Annotated in this window: 14 protein-coding genes; 8 read left to right on the top strand and 6 right to left on the bottom strand. The window is 63.3% G+C overall.

Features of this window, described 5'->3' with window-relative positions; translation table 11 throughout:
* Positions 1 to 100: 100 nt before the first annotated feature.
* Positions 101 to 1,510 (bottom strand): adenosylhomocysteinase, encoded by a 1,410-nt coding sequence (gene ahcY, locus WG900_RS08215; RefSeq protein WP_339966224.1) that lies wholly within the window; start codon positions 1,508 to 1,510, stop codon positions 101 to 103.
* Between the two features lie 116 nt (positions 1,511 to 1,626).
* On the bottom strand, positions 1,627 to 2,094 hold the full coding sequence (locus WG900_RS08210; RefSeq protein WP_339966223.1) for an S-adenosyl-L-homocysteine hydrolase: 468 nt from the start codon (positions 2,092 to 2,094) through the stop codon (positions 1,627 to 1,629).
* A 201-nt stretch (positions 2,095 to 2,295) separates the two neighbouring features.
* Between WG900_RS08210 and WG900_RS08205 the strand changes: the two genes are divergently transcribed.
* The 3 genes from WG900_RS08205 to WG900_RS08195 are packed head-to-tail and all read left to right on the top strand — an operon-like array spanning position 2,296 to position 4,682.
* The gene (locus tag WG900_RS08205) at positions 2,296 to 2,775 is read left to right on the top strand and encodes a peroxiredoxin (RefSeq protein ID WP_339966222.1); all 480 of its coding nucleotides are present in this window, start codon (positions 2,296 to 2,298) and stop codon (positions 2,773 to 2,775) included.
* 10 nt (positions 2,776 to 2,785) lie between these two features.
* A complete protein-coding gene (locus WG900_RS08200) occupies positions 2,786 to 3,139 on the top strand; it encodes a DUF3147 family protein (protein ID WP_339966221.1) in 354 nt (117 codons plus the stop codon).
* A 4-nt stretch (positions 3,140 to 3,143) separates the two neighbouring features.
* The gene (locus WG900_RS08195; protein WP_339966219.1) at positions 3,144 to 4,682 is read left to right on the top strand and encodes a DHA2 family efflux MFS transporter permease subunit; all 1,539 of its coding nucleotides are present in this window, start codon (positions 3,144 to 3,146) and stop codon (positions 4,680 to 4,682) included.
* 25 nt (positions 4,683 to 4,707) lie between these two features.
* On the opposite strand, the gene folE is transcribed toward WG900_RS08195, so the two are convergent.
* Both folE and WG900_RS08185 read right to left on the bottom strand, forming a co-directional pair.
* Positions 4,708 to 5,316 carry a GTP cyclohydrolase I FolE gene (gene folE, locus WG900_RS08190; protein ID WP_339966218.1) on the bottom strand — a complete coding sequence of 203 codons (609 nt, stop codon included), beginning with the start codon at positions 5,314 to 5,316 and terminating at the stop codon, positions 4,708 to 4,710.
* 12 nt (positions 5,317 to 5,328) lie between these two features.
* Complete coding sequence (locus WG900_RS08185; RefSeq protein ID WP_339966216.1) at positions 5,329 to 6,849, bottom strand: phospholipase D-like domain-containing protein; 1,521 nt, start codon at positions 6,847 to 6,849, stop codon at positions 5,329 to 5,331.
* A 180-nt stretch (positions 6,850 to 7,029) separates the two neighbouring features.
* On the opposite strand from WG900_RS08185, the gene WG900_RS08180 reads away from it, so the two are divergent.
* A complete protein-coding gene (locus WG900_RS08180) occupies positions 7,030 to 7,320 on the top strand; it encodes a hypothetical protein (protein WP_339966215.1) in 291 nt (96 codons plus the stop codon).
* Between the two features lie 80 nt (positions 7,321 to 7,400).
* Here the strand turns inward: WG900_RS08180 and WG900_RS08175 are convergent, their stop codons facing one another.
* The gene (locus WG900_RS08175; RefSeq protein WP_339966214.1) at positions 7,401 to 8,177 is read right to left on the bottom strand and encodes an SDR family NAD(P)-dependent oxidoreductase; all 777 of its coding nucleotides are present in this window, start codon (positions 8,175 to 8,177) and stop codon (positions 7,401 to 7,403) included.
* Between the two features lie 19 nt (positions 8,178 to 8,196).
* A complete protein-coding gene (locus tag WG900_RS08170) occupies positions 8,197 to 9,912 on the bottom strand; it encodes an FAD-dependent oxidoreductase (protein WP_339966212.1) in 1,716 nt (571 codons plus the stop codon).
* 185 nt (positions 9,913 to 10,097) lie between these two features.
* On the opposite strand from WG900_RS08170, the gene WG900_RS08165 reads away from it, so the two are divergent.
* The 4 genes from WG900_RS08165 to WG900_RS08150 are packed head-to-tail and all read left to right on the top strand — an operon-like array spanning position 10,098 to position 13,743.
* Complete coding sequence (locus WG900_RS08165; RefSeq protein ID WP_339966211.1) at positions 10,098 to 10,412, top strand: Rieske (2Fe-2S) protein; 315 nt, start codon at positions 10,098 to 10,100, stop codon at positions 10,410 to 10,412.
* Positions 10,412 to 11,488, top strand: a complete 1,077-nt coding sequence (locus WG900_RS08160; RefSeq protein ID WP_339966210.1) for an aminoglycoside phosphotransferase family protein — start codon at positions 10,412 to 10,414, stop codon at positions 11,486 to 11,488. Before WG900_RS08165 ends, WG900_RS08160 begins: the two co-directional genes overlap by 1 nt.
* 54 nt (positions 11,489 to 11,542) lie before the next feature.
* The gene (locus WG900_RS08155; RefSeq protein WP_339966208.1) at positions 11,543 to 12,745 is read left to right on the top strand and encodes an acyl-CoA dehydrogenase family protein; all 1,203 of its coding nucleotides are present in this window, start codon (positions 11,543 to 11,545) and stop codon (positions 12,743 to 12,745) included.
* Positions 12,742 to 13,743, top strand: coding sequence for an acyl-CoA dehydrogenase family protein (locus WG900_RS08150; protein WP_339966207.1), 1,002 nt, complete (start codon positions 12,742 to 12,744; stop codon positions 13,741 to 13,743). Before WG900_RS08155 ends, WG900_RS08150 begins: the two co-directional genes overlap by 4 nt.
* Positions 13,744 to 13,792 lie beyond the last annotated feature (49 nt).

Below are 13,792 nucleotides of genomic sequence, written 5' to 3'. Positions count from 1 at the left end.
CGCAGGAATGATCCGCGCGATTTTTGCCCTGCTCATGCGGCTCAAACAAAAAAGGGCGGAGCCATCGCCCCGCCCTTTCCTTCATTCCTGAACCGTCAGCTCAATAGCGGTAGTGATCCGGCTTGAACGGGCCTTCGGTCGGCACGCCGATGTAGTCGGCCTGGCGCTGGCTCAGCTTGCTCAGCTTCACGCCGAGCTTTTCGAGGTGCAGCGCGGCGACCTTTTCGTCGAGGTGCTTGGGCAGGACATAGACTTCGTTCTTGTACTGCGCCGGGTTGGTGAACAGTTCGATCTGCGCGAGCGTCTGGTTGGTGAAGCTCGACGACATGACGAAGCTGGGGTGGCCGGTGGCGCAGCCCAGGTTCACCAGGCGACCCTTGGCGAGCATGATGATCTGCTTGCCGTCGGGGAATTCGACGAGGTCGGTGCCAGGCTTCACTTCGGTCCACTTGAAGTTCTGCAGCGCGGCGACCTGGATCTCGCTGTCGAAGTGGCCGATGTTGCAGACGATGCTCATCGGCTTCATTGCACGCATGTGATCGACGGTGATGACGCCTTCGTTGCCGGTGGCGGTGACGAAGATGTCGCAGCGAGTGACGGCTTCTTCCATCGTCACGACTTCATAGCCTTCCATCGCCGCCTGCAATGCGCAGATCGGATCGACTTCGGTGACCATGACGCGCGCGCCGCCCTGGCGGAGCGAAGCGGCCGAACCCTTGCCGACATCGCCGAAGCCGGCAACGCAGGCAACCTTGCCGGCGAGCATGACGTCGGTGGCGCGGCGGATCGCGTCAACCAGCGATTCCTTGCAGCCATAGAGGTTGTCGAACTTCGACTTGGTGACCGAATCGTTCACGTTGATCGCGGGGAACGGCAGCTTGCCGTCCTTGGCAATCTGGTAAAGGCGGTGTACGCCGGTGGTGGTTTCTTCCGACACGCCCTTGATGTGCGCGACCGACATGGTGAGGTAGCCCGGCTTGGCCTTGAGGAAGGCGTTCAGCGCGCGGACGAATTCGATCTCTTCCTCGTTCGAAGGCTCGAACAGCGTCTCGCCTGCTTCAACGCGGGCGCCCCACAGGGCGAACATCGTGGCGTCGCCGCCATCGTCGAGGATCATGTTCGCGGTCTTGCCCGAACCGTCCTTGTCCCAATCGAAGATCGAACCGACGTAGTCCCAGTAATCGGCGAGGCTTTCACCCTTGATTGCGAAAACCGGGATGCCGGCAGCGGCGATGGCGGCTGCGGCGTGGTCCTGAGTCGAGAAGATGTTGCAGGTCGCCCAGCGCACTTCGGCGCCAAGGGCAACAAGGGTCTCGATCAGCACGGCGGTCTGGATCGTCATGTGCAGCGAACCGGTGATCCGCGCGCCCTTGAGGGGCTGCGAGGCGCCGAATTCCGAGCGCAGAGCCATCAGGCCGGGCATTTCGGTTTCGGCGATATTGATCTCGGCGCGGCCGAAGTCGGCAAGGCCGATATCGGCGATCACATAGTCGTTCTGGGCGCTCGACACTTGGTAGTCTCCTGATTGCGGGCGCCGGAAAAGCAAAGGACGGCACCAAAGAATGGAGCCGCCCTTAGCCTCTCGCGTCAGGAATATAAAGATGTCTTTATATGTTCATTTGCGGATCAGCGCCGCACCCATGTCAGCTGGGCCGGACTGCCGCTGCCAGCGAGCAGTTGATCGGCCGCTTCGATCAGCGCTTCGGTGCCCTGCATCTGCGCCAGGCTCCGTGCGACAATCTTGAGTTCGCCGCACTCCAGCCAGGGGTGCCCCGCGCCGTACTGGTTGGCCATGACCGTGCTCATCCGGTCAAGAGCGCGTTCGGCACCATTCGCGCCGTGGCTGGCTTCGAAGCCATCGCGCAGCTGAGCCGCCGCACTGTTGAGCGCCGGCAAGTGCGCCGCCTCAAAGTTCTGGAAATCGGCCTGGAAATCGTGCGCTCCGTTGCGGCAGCGCAGCCCCGTAACCATCAGCATGATGTCCAGTCGGCGCAGCTTTTCAGCGGTGCCGCCAGTTGATGCTTGTGACGGCGTTGCCAAAAGCAAACCGCTGGCGGCCAAGCTGAACGCCGCTTTCCTGATAAATGATTTCATGACCCCGTTGCTCCCACAAGCAAGTTGTACCGTCCCGTCTCCCCACCAGACTCCGCCAAGTCCTTTACCGCCCGCTGAAAGAGCGCGGTAAAGCGGATTTAACCATGGATGACTGGTGCAATGGCGTGTTGCGATTCGCTCGCAATCCGGCCTATGGATCGCAGCGAAGCGGCCAATCCCGGCCCTGACAGGAGCCACCCCATGACCATCGCAACAGGCGACCAGATCCCCGACGTCAAGCTCACTAAGGTAGGTGCCGAAGGCCCCGAACCGGTGCAGACCGGCGAATATTTCAAGGGCCGTAAGGTCGCGATCTTCTCGGTCCCCGGTGCATTCACGCCGACCTGCTCGGCCAAGCACTTGCCGGGCTTCGTGGAAAAGGCTGCCGACTTGAAGGCCAAGGGCATCGACGAAATCGCCTGCACTGCCGTCAACGACGCCTTCGTGCTGGGCGCATGGAATCAGCGCGACGGTTCGGGCGATGTCACCATGCTGGCCGACGGCAATGGCGATTTCGCGCAGGCACTGGGCCTGACCATGGATGGCACGGGCTTCGGCATGGGCCAGCGCGGCAGCCGCTGGTCGGCCGTGATCAACGACGGCAAGGTTGAACAGCTTAACGTCGAAGGTCCGGGCGAATTCAAGGTGAGCTCGGCCGACTACATGCTCGACCAGCTTTGAGTTTTTCCTGATGTGGGGGCAGCTGGCAGCGAAGGCCGTAATTTCCGGCCTGATCGTGGCGGCTGCCTCCGAAATTGCGCGGCGCAATCCCGGCTGGGGCGGCCTTGTCGCCTCGTTGCCGATGACTTCCATGCTGGCCCTGCTGTGGCTGTGGCGGGAGAGCCCTGACCCGTTCCGTGCCGCCGATTTCCTGCTGGGCTCGACGCTCTACGTCATCGCCTCGCTTCCCGCCTTCGTCCTGATGGCATTGCTGCTTCGCCGCGGTGTGGGCATCGTGCCCGCGTTGGTTGGTGGCGCGGTTCTTGCCATTGCCGGCTATGTGCTCTTGGGGTGGCTCGGCCGCCGTGCGGGCTGGCCGGTATGAGTCAATGGACGAGCACAAGGGCTACCCGGACCCCCAGACTGCACTGATGATCACCATCGCCGCCCTCACGGCGGTGCTTCTGGTCACGCTCGATTCGACCATAGCCACCATCGCGCTGGGCCGCATCCAATCCAACCTTGCCGCCAGCCCCGAACAGATCACCTGGGTGCTGACCAGCTACCTGATCGCCGCTGCCGTCATGACGCCACTGGCCGGCTGGCTGGCGGACCGCTTTGGCCGCCTGCGCACGATGCGAACCTCAGTGTTCTTCTTCACGCTCAGTTCGCTGGGCTGCGGGCTGGCGCCCAACCTTGAAACGTTGACCCTGTTCCGCTTCATCCAGGGCGCATCGGGGGCAAGCCTGGTGCCGCTCAGTCAGGTCCTGCTGCTCGATATCTGGCCAGAGGAAAAGCACGGAACGGCGATCTCCGCCTTCGGTGTCGGCACGTTGATGGGCCCGATGCTCGGCCCGACGCTGGGCGCGTGGCTTATCGAATATATCTCGTGGCGCTGGATCTTCCTGATCAACGTGCCGATTGGCGTGCTGTCGCTGACCGGCTTCGCGGTCTTCGCTGCGGGCCATGACAAGCTGCGCGAAGTGAAGTTTGACATGCGCGGGTTCATTTACGTGTCGGTGGCGCTCACCGCCTTCCAGCTGATGCTTGACCGGGGGCAACTGCTCGACTGGTTCTCCTCCACCGAAGTGGCAATTGAAGCCGCGATTGCCGCCCTGTTCGGCTATCTCGCGGTGGTCCACGTGTTCACCACCGCGGACCCGTTCATCAAGCCGGCGATCTTCAAGGACCGCAATTTCGCACTGGGTACGGCCTTCATGATGGGGGTCGGCATTTTCATGGTCGGCGCGATCCCGATCATTACCACGATGATGCAGCAACTGATGGGCTATCCGGTCATGCTCACCGGCGTGGTCTCGCTGCCGCGCGCGATCGGCAACATCCTGACCGTGGTGATTGCCGGACAACTGATAGGCAAAGTGGATTCGCGGCTGCTGATGATCATCGGGCTGAGCGGCATGATCGGGGGGTTCTACATCCTGTCCGGCGTCACGCTGGAAACGGACCCCTGGACCATGGCGCTGGTCTCGTTCGTGCAGGGGCTTGGCTCGGGACTGATGTTCCTGCCGCTGATGATGATGGTGTTCACCACCCTGCCCGACAAGTTCAAGAACGAAGGTGCAACCCTGACCGCGCTGATGCGCAATCTGGGCGGCGCGGTGGGCATTTCGGTGATCCAGACACTCACCCTTCGGGACCTTACCGCATCGCAGTCACGCCTTGCGGAGAAAGTGACGCCGGACAATCCGCTGGTCGGTTGGCGTTATGGCGATGTGGACTTCACCGACCCTCTCGACGTCGCCGCGCGCAGCGGCGAAGTGGCGCGACAGGGGCTCATCCTGGCCTATCATCACACCTTCGAGATGATGTTTGTGCTGTCGATGGTGATGGTAGTGATCTGCCTGCTGATGAAGCGGAAAAAAGAAACCGGCGCGAGCCGCAAGCCGGCGCCGGTTTTCATGGACTGACAGGAAACGTTGGGCGGTCGCCCGCTCAATAACCCATCAGGCTGAGCACTTCCTTGCGGCTGCGCGAATCCTCAAGGAAGCAGCCGAGCAGCCGGCTGGTGACCATGCCCACGCCCGGCGTCTTTACGCCGCGCCCGGTCATGCAGCCATGCTGCGCCTCGATCACCACGGCCACGCCGTGCGGATTGAGGTTTTCCCAGATGCACTGCGCCACTTCGGCGGTCAGGCGTTCCTGGATCTGCAAGCGCTGGGCAAAGCCGTGGAGCACGCGGGCGAGCTTGGAAATGCCGACCACGCTGTCACGGGGCATATAGGCGATGGCCGCCTTGCCGGTGATCGGTGCCATGTGATGTTCGCAGTGCGACTGGAACGGAATGTCCTTGAGCAGGACGAGTTCGTTATAACCGCCCACTTCCTGGAACTGGCGCGACAGGTGCGCGGCCGGATCGGTGCCATTGCCCTGGCAATATTCCTTCCATGCACGGGCAACACGCTTGGGGGTATCGATCAGGCCTTCGCGCTGCGGATCATCGCCCGACCAGCGCAGCAGGGTGCGGATCGCTTCCTGCACCTCTTCGGGAACAATGACCTTGCCACTGTCGTCCAGTTCGTCGTGATCGTGGCCACAGGCCATGGCAGGGTCTCCTTACTTCGGTCGGCGCAGCAGGCTGCCCAGCCGGAACAGGCCGCGACGACGGCCCATGGGTTCGAACAACTCACCCGGGCGTTCCGGATCGAGCAATGCGGTGTCAGCAATTGCCTTTTCCGTTTCGCTTAAGGGCCGCAAGTGAAAACGTTCCAAGCGCTTACCCTTTTTCGCCTCGGCGTCGTCGATGCGCGCTTCGATCAGCGCTGTCATTGATCCATATTTCTCGATCATGCGGCCGACATGTTGCGGTTCAATCGCGGAATGTTCAGCAATCAGGCGATAACGAATGCGGCGGATCGCCTCACGCACCTCGTCGCGGTCATTGGCCGGGCGGGCGCAGTCGATATAGGCATCCGCCTCGGTATCGAGCCCCATCGAACGGTTGTTCATGTTCGCCGAGCCGATGCGCAGTATCTCGTCATCGACGATCATCATCTTGGAATGGATATAGATCGGCGTACCGCCGGTGGTGACCGGGATATAGATGCGGAAACGCCGGTCCGGGTCCTTCTGGGCGATCGCATGACACAGCCGCACCCGCGCGCCGTCCATCGCGGTCTGTTCCAGCCAGCCATCGGCATTGCGCGGGTTGATCAGCACCACTTCGGGCGGGTTTGGCTGCGACAGCCGCTCGGCCAGCGCCTCGGCAACCCGGCGCGAGGCGAAGTACTGGCTTTCGGCGTAGATGAACTTTTTTGCGCGACGGATATGTTCGGCAAAAAGCTCCTCAATCTCGTTGATCCCCGCCGCTCCGTCATAGGCCGCCTGGGTACGCGCGATGCCGAGTTCAACGTCGCGGAACTCGGCGCGCAGCTTGGCTGGCCAGGGGCTGTCATCCTGCGGCGCGCAGGGCTCCATCGGCTCGCCCCCTGCGCGTTCCCAGCGCATCCGGCCAAGTAGGCCAAGCTGCGCTGCTGCATCGCCTTCGACCAGCAAGGTCATGTCGTGCCAGGGACCATAAGGCTTGCGCCCCGGCGCCATGCGGCGCGGATCATCCTCGATATGTTCGGGCGTGTCCCAGCGCTGGCTGGTCATGTCGATGCCGCCGCAGACTGCGAACTGGTCGTCGATGACCACGATCTTCTGATGATGGCTGGAGCCGAACGGATGAGCGGAATCGAACTTGAAATCGATCGACCGATTGAGCCACCAGCGCCACAGATCGAGGATCATCGAGCCGCGGAAGACGAATTTCAGCGCGCCGAAATTCCACTTGAGTACGCGCACCTGCAGGCCTGGGCGGCGGCGCACCAGCCACACCACGAATGCACCCAGCCGCGCCGGGTTCGTGCGCCGGGTCGGCCGGTTCCACCAGCGCCGCCCCGGCCCCAGCCGCACCCGCGTGTCGAAATCCCAACCGATCAGGTGAATGCGCTGCTGCGCCTGCAGCATGGCCTGCTGCATGACCGAGAAATAGGCCGCCGCATCGATGACGACATGCGCACGGCTGGCCATGGCAAATCGCCACGTCGATGGGCTGCAGCCCTCGGCAGCGTCCTGATCCGCGTCTTCTGTCATTGGCATCCCCGCTGTGCGTTCAGGCAAACGCTTCATTCAACATCGGGTTCCCAGGCCCGTTTCGCAAGAACTCCTTGCGAAACAGGATAGATCAAAAGTTGAACTGGTTAGTCCAATCCGCTATGCCGCGCCGCATAGCCGCCGCGCGTTGTGGTGAGCTTGACGAAGAGGATGCCCCCGATGTTTCGCAAAGTCCTGCTTGCCGGTCTGCTGGCCGTAACTTCCGTTCCCGCCATGGCTGCCGGCGCGCCTTACACTACTGCCGACACCACCATCGGCACGCTGGTCGACGATGCCGCCGCCAAGGCCGTTATCGACAAGCACATGCCGGGCTTCTCGACCAACCCGCAGCTGGAAATGGCCAAGGCGATGACGCTGAAGCAGATTCAGGGTTTTGCGCCCGACATGATCAAGGACGAAGTGCTCGCCAAGATCGACGTCGATCTCGCCAAGCTGCCTGCCAAGCCGTAATTCGCCGCCCTTGTGGCAAGACAGCGCTCGGCCCGCCATCTGGCAGGCCGGGCGTTTCTGTTATTGGCGGACCGCGTCTGTTATTGGCGGACCGCGCCGATCGCCTCAGGCGCGAGGTAGCGCGTCGTGGAAATCCCGCCATCGACCGCGATCGTCTGCCCGTTCACCATCGCCGCTTCATCGCTGGCGAGGAAGGCGACCATATTGGCCACATCCTGCGCCGAACATTCGCGGGCCAGCGGCGTCAGTTCGTGATTGGTCCGGCGGAAGAAATCGAGGTCCCAGTAGGCGTCGGTCATCTCGGTACGGACGACCGTTGGCGCGACGTAGTTCGAACGCACGCCCTTAGGCCCATATTCCGCCGCCATCGTCTGCATCAGGCCGATCTGCCCGGCTTTCACCGTGGAATAGGCGCCGCCGCCTGGCGTGCCGTAAAGCCCCCAGGTCGATCCGATGAACACGATCGAACTGCCTTCCCTCATATGGACCAACGCCTCGCGGCACAGGCGGAAAGGCGCGCGCAGGGATATGCCGAACACCTCGTCGAGCATGTCGTCCGTCGTCGCGTGAACCGGGCCGAAGTTGAACGATCCGGCGTTGTTGACCAGCGCATCGAGCCGGCCGAACTTCGCCATGGCCGCATCGACGATGGCCTTCGGAGCGTCATCGGCCTGAATGTCGGCGGCGTGGAATTCGAACTCCATCGATCCGCCCAGCGCATCTTTCAGCGCCTGCAGCTTGCCCGCATTGCGTCCGGTGCCGAGCACTCGAAAACCTTTCTCGCCCAGCTTGCGGACGATCGCCTCGCCAATACCTCCAGCGGCACCGGTGACGATGGCTACCTTCTTTTCACTCACGAACTTCTCCCGAAAAATCTTACTTGGCGCGCTGGTTGCCCGAGCGCTCTGCAATGTCGTTGGCAGCGATAAAGCCGAAGGTCATGGCCGGGCCGATGGTCCCGCCCGCACCAGGATAACAATCGCCGAAGGGGTTGCCTGAGCAGTTGCCAGCGGCATAGAGACCCTCGATCGGCTTGCCGTTCACATCGATCACTCGCGCCCGTGCATCGGTGCGGATGCCACCCTTGGTGCCAAGATCGCCGTTGTTGATCGGCACGGCATAGAACGGCGGCTTGTCGATCGGGCCAAGGTTGGGGTTGGGTGCCACAGTCGGATCGCCGAAGAACTGGTCATAGATGTTACCGCCGCGCCCGAATTCCGGATCGACGCCGGTCTTCGCGTAGTGGTTCATGTTGTTCACCGACTGGCGCAAAGCATCGACCGGCACGGTAATCTTCGCCGCCAATTCCTCGACGGTATCGGCGCGGAAGATGTAGTTGTCCCACCAGTCCGCCGGTACCTTGTGTTCAGGCGTATGCGCCCAGGGCATCAGCCCGCCGGCACTAAATTTGGCGCGGAACTTGGCGTCGAACACCAACCAGCACGGGCAATTCGCCCCGGTTTTTTCCTGATCGGCGACCATGGCCTGCCCGAAAGAATCATAACCCGTCGCCTCGTCCACAAATCGCACACCGTTGCGGTTGACGCAGACCGACCACGGGCGGCCGACATCGAACGCCGCCTGATGGATCTCGTGATAATTGGATGCCTTAGGCATCGGCAGGGTCATTGTGGGGATCCACCAGCCTTCGCCGGTGTGCTCGGTATCGGCGCCCAGCTTTTCGGCGGCGATCAACGCCTCACCCCGGTTGGCATCTTCGGGCGAGGAGGAGTGCCGGGTCAGCCCCGGCACCTTGAAAAAGCGGTCGCGCAGTTCCTGGTTCCATTCGAAACCGCCAGCCGCCAGCACGACCCCGTGCCGTGCGCCGATGGTCGAGGTGCGGCCGAAGCTGGAAACTTCGACTCCGGTCACCTGCCCGCCGGCATCGACCACCATATTCTCAAGCTTTGTCCCGGTCCGCAGCTTCACGCCCGCCTTGAATACCGCCTCATAAGTCGCGCCCATCAGCGCCGCGCCTTGCGTAAAGCGCCGGTCGCGCGCGGATACCTTGCGGGTTGAACGGTCCATCCAGTAGCGCCGGATGATATTCGCCGCGACCCGGCGCCAACCCTTCTGCTGCATCATAAGGGCAAAGGTTTCAGTTAGATCCATCGCATAGCGGTGAAATAGCTTGAAGCGGTTGAACTGCTCGCGCATCAGCGGATAGCGATCATCGCCCAGCCGCCGACCGTCATAGGTCGGGCAGATCAGCGACCGGTCGGCTCGCGCTCCGGGCTTGTCAGGGAAATAGTCCGGCCACGGCGAGACAATCAGTTCCACACCGGCGGCCTTCAGGTATTTCGCCATCTGCGGTGCTTGATCGACATAGGCGGCCAGCTTTTCCGGGTTCACCGGGCCGGAGGTCACGCTGGCGAGGTATTCCATCACCTGCTCGCGGCTGTCACCCTCGCCGCCGAGCCCGTGGTTGGGAATCCACATGACCCCGCCAGACGTGGCGCTGGTGCCGCCGAACTTGTGCGCCTTTTCGACGATCAGCACCGAAAGGCCCTGCTCCGCCGCGCGCAAGGCCGCCATTGCCCCCGCCGCGCCCGAACCGATCACCACGACATCGTAAGTCTCGCCGCTTGCCACGGATTTCTCCCAAAACTCCGCGCGCAGGTGTCGCGGTTCCGGCCAGACTATCGGGCGTGCGATGCTGCGGTGAAATGACTTGGCCGGTATGACAAATTGCTTGCGCCCGCCCTTGCCCGCAACCACGGATTGCGGCAGCCCCCCGCAGCCTTCAAGGAGCCATCGATAATGCCGATGGAAACACCATGACCGATACCGTCTTCACCGCCGCCGCCGCCGTCTCCGATGTGCCGCCGGGAACCAAGAAATTGGTCACGGTGAACGGCGTCGACGTGCTGCTGTGCAACTCCAACGACCGAGTCTTCGCGGTCGAGAACCTGTGCAGCCATGCGGAGGAAAAGCTCGATTGCGGGCGGATGCGCTCAGGCTGGATCGCCTGCCCGGTCCACGGCGCGCGGTTCGATCTTGCCACTGGCGAAGCGATGAACCCGCCCGCCACCCAGCCTATCCAGACCTTTGCTGTGCGCATCACCGGCGACATCATCGAAGTCGCCGTCTGATGCTGCCGCGCTGGCTTTCCCCGTTCCCGGTCGTGCCGGAACGCTGGGAAAGCCTGGATGCGGACTGGTTTACAAAGGCGCTGGGGCGCGATCACCCCGGTGCCAGGGTCAGCGCCGCGCGGCTGATCCAGTCAGACGACGGCACCAACCGCCGCGCGCGGTTCGCGCTGGAATACTCAGCAGGCAGCGGGCCGGCACAACTCTTCCTCAAGGCCCATTCGCCCCACCACCGCTGGGTTCACCTGCGCAACGGCAACCTTTTTCTCGAATCGCGGCTGTTCGCGGGGAACACGCCGCTGCCGCTCGAGCACCCGCACGTGTACCTCGCCGTGCCCGACTATCCTCGGCTCGATTTCCTGCTGGTTATGGAAGACCTGACGCTGCGCGGAGCCGATCCGCGCGATGCCCTGCGGCCCTTGACGCCCGCGCAGGTCGCCAGCGGCCTCGCCGGTCTGGCCGCACTACACGGACACTACTGGGGCATGACCGCGCGCAGCCACCGGGGGCTTGGCTGGATCAGGCAGTGGGCACCCTCGCAGGGTTGGCAGGTCGGCTTGCGCAAACGCGTTCCGACTGGACTTTCCCGTTCTGGCAATGAGTTACCGGATGAAGTTCGTGCCCTTTCGGCAGATCGTGTGGTGGACCTGTGGGCGGCGAATGTCACAACGCTCGTCTCTGGCCACCAGACCCTGCTCCACGGCGATGCCCATGTTGGCAACACCTATGTCATACCGGATGACAGCACCGGCTTTCTCGACTGGCAGGTGGTGCGGCGGGGGAACTGGATTCAGGATGTCGGCTATTTTCTCGTCGGGGCGCTGACGGTGGACGACCGGCGCCTGCATGAACGCGACCTGCTGCGCGGTTATCTGGATGCGCTCGGCCTGCCGGATGCCCAGCGTCCATCGTGGGACGAGGCGTGGCACCGCTATCGCCAGTCACCCGCCTATGGTCTCGCCATCTGGCTTTCCACACTTGGCACTGACGGCTGGCAGCCCCACGCGATCAGCCGCGCGCTGACCGAGCGGTATGGCGCGGCCTTTGGCGATCACGGCACGGCGGCCCTGCTCGCCTGACTCGCTTGGGCGATATTGCCTTGGCCCCCCTTCCCCATGATCGCGGCGCAAGGCATGACGCTGCCCGTGACTGACCAAGCATCCCTCGACACGCTGCGCAGCGACCTGCGCACCTGGCTCGCCGCCAACAAGCCGCAGGGCTGGCGCGACATCACCGATCACAAGGCCTTCGCCGAAAGCCAACGCCAGTGGTTCCTGAAACTTGTGGAAGCCGGCTATGCCGTGCCGCACTGGCCCGCTGAATGGCCCGGCGGCGGCCGCGGTCTGACAGAACAGAAGGTGATCTACGAAGAGCTGGCCGCAGCCGATGCACCGCGCCTCCTGCTCTCGTTCCTTTCAACCTACCACGCCTATGCCACGCTGCACGAATGCGCGAATGCCGAGCAGAAGGCCCGGTACCTTCCCGCTATCCTTGAAGGAGAAACCTGGTGCCAAGGCTTTTCCGAGCCGGGCGCCGGATCGGACCTCGCTGGCATCAAGTGCAAGGCAGAGCGTGTTTCACGGCCCGAAGGCGACGTCTATGTGGTCAACGGCCAGAAGGTCTGGTCGACCATGGCGCAATACGCGGACATGTGCCTGCTTCTGGTTCGAACATCGACCGAAAAGGCGAAGCAGGCGGGCATCACCTACCTGTTGATGGACATGAAGACCCCGGGGGTCACCGTACGCCCGATTGAGCAGATACAGGGGGACGAGGAATTCGCCGAGATCTTCCTCGACAATGTCGAAGTCCCCGTCTCGCAGCGCGTCGGTGAGGAAGGCGCGGGCTGGGCCGTTGCCCAGGCGACCCTATCCTCCGAACGCGGTCTGACCCTGCTCGAACTGTCGAACCGCATGCACAGCGCTCTTGCCCGCGTGAGCGAGCTGATCCGCGCCCATGGCCACGGCGACGATCGCGGCGTTCTGCGCGATTTCGGCGCGCTGGTTACGCAGGTCGACGCCGTCTGCGCGCTGGCCGACCGCTTCCTCGAAAACCGCATCGCCGGTATCGAGCGCGTGGGCGACGCCTCGATCGTCAAGAACGCCTACAGCCGCGCGCTGCGCGCCTATTCCGCGCTGGGTGTGCGGCTGGGCGGGATAGCTGAGCAATACCGCGCGCCGATCACTTTCGGTGATCTCAACACCGGCAACTGGATGGCCGATTTCATGAACTCCTATGCCTGGACCATCGCAGGCGGCAGTGAGGAAATCCAGCGCAACATCATCGCCGAACGCATGCTCGAAATGCCGCGCGAACCCAAGGGGTGGACCCTGTGATCGAACTTTCGGAACTCCGCGACTCCGCCACAAAGGCTTTTCCGGCGGGCGCAATCTTGCCGAACCGGGAAGAAAGCTGGCAGCTGGCCGCCGAAATGGGCTGGCTGCTGGTCGACCTGCCCGAAGACCTCGGCGGCCTTGGCCTGGGCCGCGACGCAGCGGGCGCGATCGTGCAGGAACTGGGCAAGGTGCTCTGCACCGCCCCGCTGATTCCAGCGCTGCTGGCCCTGCGCGGCTTAGCCTCGGCCCCCGATTTTGACGGCAAGGCCGAGCTGATCGAGCGTATCTGCGGCGGCGAATATGTGCCGCTCAACATGCTGTCCGCCAAGGTGAGCGCCAACGGAACCACGCTCAGCGGCACGGTTTCAGGCCTGTTTGATGCCGACATGGCCGGACAGGTTCTCGTCGGTAGCAGCGAGGGTTATCACCTCGTCGATCTGGCTGCACCCGGCGTGCAACTGGTCGAAAGGCCGCTGTGGGACGAGAGCCGCAAGCTCTACGATCTTGAGCTGAACGGCGCCGAAGCGAGGCTGATCGCCGGCGGCAACCAGTCCGCGATCCTGCACGACGAAATCGCCCGCACCGCCCACGTGCTGGTCGCCGCGGACAGTCTTGGCGGGGCTTCGGCGACGCTCGATCTGACGGTCGAATACCTCAAGGTCCGCAAGCAGTTCGACCGCCCGCTGGCAATGTTCCAGGCACTCAAGCACCGCTGCGCCGACCTGCGCATCGCGCTCACCGTGGCCGAGGCGCTCTACGAAGCGCGCGCCGCTGCGGCAGACAGCGCGCCGGTCGTCGATCTCGGCGCAATGAAGGGTCTTGCGACCGACACCTACCGCTTGATCACCGAAGACGCGATCCAGCTGCATGGCGGCATCGGGCTAACACAGGAATATCCGGTCCATCACTATATGAAGCGCGCGATGCTCAACCTGCAGCTCTGCGGCAGCCTTGACCACTGGCGCGAACAGGCGGGGCGTGCGGCGCTGGCGGCATGACGTCGTCCCGGGCCCGACCTGGGACCGCTGGCGTTAAGTAGCAAGGCTG

Origin of the sequence: Novosphingobium aquae (assembly GCF_037572715.1) — a bacterium.
GTDB classification, from domain to species: domain Bacteria; phylum Pseudomonadota; class Alphaproteobacteria; order Sphingomonadales; family Sphingomonadaceae; genus Novosphingobium; species Novosphingobium aquae.
Note: the sequence above shows the minus strand (reverse complement) of the source record. Positions and strands in the feature narration are given on the sequence as shown.